General features: G+C 45.3%; 4 protein-coding genes. 1 reads left to right on the top strand and 3 read right to left on the bottom strand.

What is annotated here, in order from left to right; genetic code table 11:
* Positions 1–214: 214 nt before the first annotated feature.
* The 3 genes from F6K37_RS30320 to F6K37_RS30330 all read right to left on the bottom strand — a co-directional run bounded on the left by F6K37_RS30320 (position 215) and on the right by F6K37_RS30330 (position 3,419).
* A complete protein-coding gene (locus F6K37_RS30320) occupies positions 215–421 on the bottom strand; it encodes a WD40 repeat domain-containing protein (protein WP_008181742.1) in 207 nt (68 codons plus the stop codon).
* A gap of 369 nt (positions 422–790) precedes the next feature.
* The gene (locus F6K37_RS30325) at positions 791–2,059 is read right to left on the bottom strand and encodes an AAA-like domain-containing protein (protein ID WP_008181744.1); all 1,269 of its coding nucleotides are present in this window, start codon (positions 2,057–2,059) and stop codon (positions 791–793) included.
* Between the two features lie 22 nt (positions 2,060–2,081).
* Positions 2,082–3,419 (bottom strand): AAA-like domain-containing protein, encoded by a 1,338-nt coding sequence (locus tag F6K37_RS30330; protein WP_008181745.1) that lies wholly within the window; start codon positions 3,417–3,419, stop codon positions 2,082–2,084.
* A 719-nt stretch (positions 3,420–4,138) separates the two neighbouring features.
* Between F6K37_RS30330 and F6K37_RS30335 the strand changes: the two genes are divergently transcribed.
* Positions 4,139–5,542, top strand: coding sequence for a putative bifunctional diguanylate cyclase/phosphodiesterase (locus F6K37_RS30335; protein WP_287254220.1), 1,404 nt, complete (start codon positions 4,139–4,141; stop codon positions 5,540–5,542).
* Positions 5,543–5,981: the final 439 nt, after the last annotated feature.

Here is a 5,981-nt window from a genome sequence, read left to right on the forward strand (position 1 = left end):
GATTGACTCAAAACGTGGTCAACAACCAGGAGTTACACGTATCATGTCATAATTCCTACTTCATATAGCAGAAGTCATTTGTCAGAAGTCATTTGTCAGAAGTCAAACTCTTGCGCTTCTTGATGCAGTCGCTCATGGGGGAAACCCCCAAGACCGTAATGGTGCGCTTGACCTTGGCGAATTAAATTCGCCACGGGTCGCACCTCTGCATCGCTTACAAAGGGTGTGAGACTAATGTCGATGTCCTAACTGCCCTGGCGACTGCTATACTATCAGCACTGGCAGAAGCTAGAATTTCCCCATCTTGGCTGAAGGCGATGCCCTCTACCTCATCCTGATGTGCGGTGAGGGTAGTGAGCAAGGTACCATCATTCTTCCCCAAGGGGACTCCCGTTATAGTCGTTCGCGCAGCGTCTGGCACTGCCAGTAAGACAAGCGCGGGAGGGGAATTGGGGACTGAAAATGTTGCGTATCATTGAAAATTTGTGCTATAATAAACACAAAAACATCAAGCGAGAGTTAGCCACTTAATTTATTCAGTGGGCGGCGTTCGCGTAGCGTGGCCAAAGGCCAGCGTACCGGGATTTATCCCGGCTATCGTGTTAAACTAGAATAGTAAGTAAGAACAAGGTTGGTTACGTTGATTTTTTGCGCTTTTCGGTGAAATCCCAGCCAGTAAGAGACGGGGTAAATCCTACTCCTCAAGGAACAGGCAAGCAATGCAGCAAAAAGGACCTCTGCATCGCTGCTAGAAGGTCTAATGATTCGCCAGAGCATTTTCTCAACTTTCTCAACTTGAGTCTGGGTATTTGCCTTTGCCCCAGCTAACTGTTGCAGTTTGTTCCAAGCCTTGATGGCTACGGGCATCTGCCCAAGCTAGGGCATCGAGTAAGGCTTGACCAGGCAATAGTCTCGATTCATCCTGACAATCACCATTGAACCAAGCTCTTAGACTTGTAGCATAGGGACGAAGATTTGATAGTTGCTTGCTGACCCAATCACAGTTGAAAACAGCAGCATAAATGGGGTTGCGGACCTTAACCTTGCCCTCAGTCTTGACCACTAATCCCGACAGTAGCAATTCCATTTGTTCCCAACTGTCATCTGCTGCTACTGCTCCCTGTTGCAGAATTTGCTGATAAAGTCCTAATAACCGCCCAGCCCGTTGCTCATTACTGAGAATGCGATCGCGTATGGTCCTGAGATGCTCTGGTTCATCTTGGACTTCCCAGTTGTCGATAATCCGCCTATCCACAAGAGACTCAAGGGATTTGCCATTGACAGTACCATTCTCTATATCCTCTAGAATCAGCTGACATAGCTTTTGAGTCAGTAAAGGCTGTCCTCCCGTAAACCCCAAGATTTCCCTAAGTAAGGCTTTGGGATTGCTAACCATTCCGTTAAATCCTAGCCCTAGGGGTTTGGCTTCTTCCAGAGTAAATCCACATAACTCAATCCCCCGTCCGATATTAAACGGAGTGCGTTGCTTATCTACGATCAAATCCGAGGGAGTGGCTACCCCTAACAAGACAAAACTGAGGCGTTGGTAGGCTTGGTTTTCTGTGCGCTTGTTGTAGCAGGCTCGGATCAGGGCAAAAAAATCTTCAATCGGAAACGATAAACCCAGAATGCTATCGATTTCATCAATAAAGATCACCAAATTTCCCTCAACCTCTGCCAGTAGCACCTCCTCAATAAAATCACTCAGACGCTTGACTGGGGATAGATCAGAGCGTGAGCGCCACCAAGCTCGTAAATTGACCTGGAGGTTGAAGCTGCTGACAAGACAGCGTATTATGCTAGCATACCACTGGTCTGCTGTCAAATCTTGGGTACCAATTTCCGTCAAATCAACGATTCCACAGTGGATGCCTATTCCTTGTAATCGGTGAGTAGTTTGCACCCTCAAAGAAGACTTACCCATTTGCCTGGAGGTAAGGACATAGCAAAACTCACCGGCTACCAGAGCCTGATACAAATCCTGATCTGCTTTACGACGCACATAGCAGGGGGTATCAGGGGGTAAACTCCCGCCAACTTGATAGTTGTGCTTTTTCATAACTTCCAGGCATCCATGGGTTTTAGCCCAGGTGAGTACTAAAGTACTGACGATACAAATCACAACTAGGTACAGCCCCCTGTTTGTGGAGCTGTACTAATCCTAAACTTTGCAACTTAAAGGCTAGCTTTTGCTCTAATTCCACTGGCTGGGATGACATCACTACTTTTCCATAGGCTGCGACCAGTTGTGGATATTGTTGTAGATTCCACCATTGTCGTCGAAGGTCATCATGATAAATCCCCGATTCCCTTGCTGCTGAATTCAATAACTCTTCAAAGGTAACGTCACCGCGCCTAAGATGATATAACGCTACCCTTAAAAGACAAGGATTTCCTCCTACTTTAGCCATAATTAAAGATACGTGATCGACCCTCGAATCATCAGTACCCCAATCGATTCCGTGGCGACGGGCTAATTCTTGCACTTGGGCCTTGGTAAACTCTGGCAATTCAATGGATAATCCCACATTAAACGGCGATTGGTGGATATGTAAGGCAATATAAACGTCAGTAGAATGTATAATAATTAAGCGCAGTTTTTGCCAAATTGTGCTACCAGTTACACCGTATTTGGCTTTTTCATACCAAGCTCGCAGCAAACCGAGGAAATCCGTGGCAATAGCAGGGTAATTAAACAACAGGTTGACCTCATCTAATGCCAATACCATCGGTGTATCTATTTCTTTTAATAGATAATTCTCGAAGTAATCTGTGGTATTACCACTGCTGCCAAAGATATCATCCCAATAATCATTTAGTCGATTTGGTAATTCTAGGCTACGAGTGACTGTGGCACAGAACCATTGTAAAAATCGTTCTAAATCCGTAAAGACATTGGCATCAGCTTGCTGCAAGCTCAGAGCGACTGTGCGGAAGCCAGATGCTCTAGCGTGATCAAGAATCCTCACCATCAGGGAGGTTTTACCCATCTGTCTAGGGGCTTTAATTCGGATTAATGCCCCTGGCTGCAACACTGTTTCGTAACATAGAGAGTCATTGGGGGGACGCTCGATATAAAAAGAAGAATTGAGAGGGACCACACCTCTAGGTAATTCGAACTCTGTAGGTAATTCCAGCTCGACCTCTGGCAACTCCTGAAGCTCGACCTCTCGTAATCGGTCCCTGATCACAGAACGAATGTTATTTTTTGTGATCTTCTCTCCAAACACCTCTGACAGGATATGCCATAAGCGGGAGCCAACCACCCGAATGTAATCGGCGTCGTAACCAGACCCCTCAGCAATCTCTTGATAAGTTTGTCCTGACCAACATTGGCGGAGCACCAGTTCTTGAACTGCGTTTAAGCGTTCGGGTTTGATGACCGTATCCACCATCGCCAATGCTTCTTCAACACTCATTACTTTTTATTATGTAATCAATTAGAATTATTTATTACTTTTTCTCACAGACAAAGCCACATTGCCGATTTACCTTAAAGTCAGGGATCGCAAATCGTCCTTTAGGGTTAACACCAAGCCAGCGATCAATAGCCGATCGCTGGCTACCTACTTCAAGGGGGATCAGCTTCCCTAGTCAACCAGGCTTAAGCAATTAAGCCATCTAAAAACTACCTATACGGGTTAAAGGGTAACAGTTAAAACTACCTCGTAATTGTGGGCATCCAAGAATAGGGCATGGGATTTACCCCTAGTCCATGCTCTATTTTGTTTTCCCTAGTTAACTAATCTAGTTAACTAATGGTTAACTAAGATGTTCCATCACTGATCCACGGTAGTGCTCCACGGTGGCTAGCGTTCTCTTGAAGTTGGGTTTTCGACAGTTGGCCGTTGCTTGTTTATCGTCCACATTCACTCAACATTCAACAGTCCCACCTCTGATTTAAACGGTATAACCGCAACTTAGGATGACCCCAAACAGCGTTATTGATTTGCTTAGTCAAACCATCAGTAAGGATGTTCATCGTTAACAACCATTAACAAAATTGAGCTTAAAGAATAGGGTAAAAGGTTAACTATACCACAGCTTTTGCCTTTTGGGTTTCCTTTTGGGTTTCCTTTTTGGCTCAATTATCAATGAGTAACTCAATTGAGCTAATTCAGGGTGATAGAGAAAGTAGGTGTTCGCTAGAAGTAACAATGATCAGCAAGATCAGCAACCTGTACAAAGGTTTCAGGATTCTACCTTTAATGACCTCCTGATTCCCTGGCTCAACGCAGATAGTTTTAGGAGACGGTTGAGGCAAGTAATCCAGAGGTCAAAGTGGTATAAGGGTTATCGATTCGCCGTCTTATTGGTGGCTTTGGAACGTTTTAAAGTCATTCAGTTTAGTATGGGACGGCAGGTGGGAGCAAAATTGCTAAAGGCTTTTGATTCTCGCTTGACTGATGCCCTGAATTCTACCGTTAACTATACCGTTAACTATACCGTGGCGCGGTGGTCCGAAGATGAATTAGCTATCTTACTCAAAGACATTAACGATGTCAGTGAAGCTACCTTGGTAGCAGAACAGATTGGCACTAGCCTGCGGACGCCTTTTTCGATTGATGACCATGAGATTTTTTTGAGTGCCAATATTGGAATTGCTAGCAATGACAGGGATGATTACCAAGCCTCTGCTTTTCTTGACAACGCCAGTCTAGCTCTTTATCGAGCCAAAATGGAGAGTAACACTGGCTATAAGCTGTTTACCCCTGCCATGCGCACCCGGAGTATAGAGCGGTTGGAGTTAGAAGATAGTTTACGCTTGGGTATTAAGCGCCAAGAATTGCGGCTTTATTACCAGCCAATTGTGTCTCTTGAAACCCATAAGCTGGCTGGCTTTGAGGCACTGGTGCGGTGGGAGCATCCCGAACGGGGACTGCTGTTGCCAGCAGAGTTCATTCCAGTGGCAGAAGAAACAAAGCTGATTGTGCCACTGGGTTGGTGGGTACTACGCCAGGCTTGCCAACAAATGTGGCAGTGGCAACAACAGTTTCCCCAATATCAGGATTTAACGATCAGCGTTAACATCTCCAGCTTACAATTATCCCAACCGGATCTAATCGGTAAAATCGACACAATTTTGTGGGATTCTGGTCTCGATGCCCAGAGTTTGAAACTAGAGATCACAGAAAGTGTACTGCTGGAAACCAGTGCAGTAGTTCTGTTGGAGAAACTCAAACAGCGACAGATTCAGTTGTGCATTGATGATTTTGGGACTGGCTATTCTCTCTTAAGTTACTTGCCAAATTTACCGATAGATATATTAAAAATTGACCGCTCTTTTGTCAAAGGCATGAGTGATGATCACAAACATGGGAAAATTTTGCGGTGGATGGTGAACTTGGCAAACGACCTCGGCATACATGTAGTGGCAGAAGGAGTGGAAACTGAAAAGCAATTGGCACAGCTTTGTGATTGGCGTTGTCAATATGGACAGGGGTATTGGTTTTCTAAGCCTTTAAATCCCGAAGCTACTGAAGCCTGGTTAGAGACTCTAAGTGTGGGGAGATGGGGAGATGGGGAGATGGGGAATCGGTAAGTTAGAAGTTAGAAGTTAGAAGTTAGAATTTAGAATTTAGAATTTAGAATTTAGAATTTAGAATTTAGAATTGGGAATCGGGAATCGGGAATCGGGAATCGGGAACTTCGGATAAAGGAAGATTAGAACAGCAGAGGATTTCTTGGTGTGATCAGAAATCAGGATTGGGTTTGATGATCGACTGCGCGTTTATGATACTGTTTATGATACTTATGAGGTACATTCAATTTTCCCATAGGCCACTCCCGACTCCCGACTCCCGACTCCCGACTCCCGACTCCCGACTCCCGACTCCCGACTCCCGACTCCCGACTCCCGACTCCCTCTAAATTCCCCCCACCCCACCATACTGGCCCACAACTGCCTACGTACCATTTTGCCTACTGCCAAACAGCCAACTTTGCGTCCGCAACGAGCAGGGTTTGTCCTTAGTTGATAT

The sequence above is a fragment of the Moorena sp. SIO4E2 genome (assembly GCF_010671945.1).
Taxonomy (GTDB): domain Bacteria; phylum Cyanobacteriota; class Cyanobacteriia; order Cyanobacteriales; family Coleofasciculaceae; genus Moorena; species Moorena producens.